Source organism: Methanosarcina spelaei (genome assembly GCF_002287235.1).
GTDB lineage: Archaea > Halobacteriota > Methanosarcinia > Methanosarcinales > Methanosarcinaceae > Methanosarcina > Methanosarcina spelaei.
In genome coordinates this window covers 1-1526 of record NZ_LMVP01000262.1, presented here as the reverse complement: position 1 = coordinate 1526, position 1526 = coordinate 1, and the positions used below count along the sequence as shown (strand labels likewise).

The 1526-nt window shown below is 32.9% G+C and carries 1 protein-coding gene; it reads right to left on the bottom strand.

Features of this window, described 5'->3' with window-relative positions:
• Positions 1 to 352: 352 nt before the first annotated feature.
• On the bottom strand, positions 353 to 625 hold the full coding sequence (locus ASJ81_RS12505) for a hypothetical protein (protein WP_095644725.1): 273 nt from the start codon (positions 623 to 625) through the stop codon (positions 353 to 355).
• Positions 626 to 1526 lie beyond the last annotated feature (901 nt).

Genomic DNA, 1526 nt, shown 5'->3' with positions numbered 1-1526 from the left:
AAACTAACAAAGCTCACCATAAAAGTTCCAGTAACTGTTCAGAAAAGCTTTCAGCTTTTCTTTATGATACGGAACCATTGACCTTAATTTCTTGTAGTTTCTACCGTCATGAATCCAACAAAGAGCATGGTGATATGCAATTTGCCTGAACTGACGTGCATCATCACTTAAAAGTGTGATAACCACAGGTATGTCTATACTTTGTATTAACAGGCTTTATGTATATATCCTGAATTATTACGTCTCTATAACCTTTAGGATATGCATCACTGGGTAAAATGGATATGTCAACTTTACATGTTTCAGTTCGATGAACCTCTATTTTATCCAGTTTAGATTTAGGCTCTTTATCCTATGGGAGCTTTCTATTTCTTCTCTCTTTTTCAGAAGAAATGTCTTCATTCTTTTTAGAGCCACGAATCTTAGGTTTGGCTTTTTCACCTTTTAGTAAGTTGATTTCATCTCGAAGCTTCTGGTTCTCTGCCTTGAGAAACTCAATCTCTTCGTTCTGTTGTTCAATTATAGAAAACAAAATACGAAAAGCTTTGGCATATCTTTCATCTTCAATTTTATCAGTATTGATGTTCAGTGAGGAAAGCAACTGTTTTAAAGCTTCAAGTTCCATTTTTCTACTCCAAGAGATGATAAGAGAAAATGGAACAACTGATATATTTTTATGTAGTTGAAAATCCATTAAATTTGAAGAGTATACTTTATTTTTTCTAATTGAAAGAGATATTGTTAGCCTGCAGGGTAACAATAATTAGCCAAAAATATTTATTTGGAAAGATAGTTCTAATATTAATTTCTCTAATTAAGTTTTCCTGAAAAATCCTACAACTTTCGGGAAAAAACATCCTCTAACCCGACGCTGCTGTTCATATTCAGCTAAGACCTAAGTACCCAAACTGTAATATTTTCATGTTAAAACTTGTATCCAAAATGATAATAAATTTCTGGACTAAAGTCAAGAATCATTATATGTATTAAATCCAAAGTTGTGTATGAAAATTTTACCAGATGGCAGATGGCAAGGTTGCAGGATAAAACTCATGATACTAAAAAATCTTAAGTCATTAAATCCCAATAATTCGCTTGGTCTGGCGCTTCTAAAAGTTCCGAAACCCGATCTGTAATCTTCGTAAAACTCGAAGTTAGGTTGGACTCCCCGCCCAGATCAACCGTCAACCCTATGAAAATACAGGAGGTCATTAAAAATGAAAAAATGAAAGTGCTTATTTTTCTTTACACAGCTCTTAACCTGAAATTTTTCCTGAAAACTTGAAGTCAGGGATATTATCCAGTAAATTTTTTAAAGTATCTTTAAATTTTACTGAAAGAGTAGGTTTAAACTTGATTTTAGAGTTGTGCTTTTTGCAATGAATACTTTTCCAGATTCTAGAGACGCATAAAAGCGATATTTTCTATCCGTCACTACAAATTTACAAAATTTACATGAGATAGGTTGATCCCTAAACCCGTAAGAATAAAACAAAAAGAAAATCCAGCCGCTTCTGCTTTCTTCA

What these genes read in the sequence shown, in the direction of transcription:
- ASJ81_RS12505 (WP_095644725.1), bottom strand. Translation starts at nt 625, where the DNA reads ATGGAACTTGAAGCTTTAAAACAGTTGCTTTCCTCACTGAACATCAAT.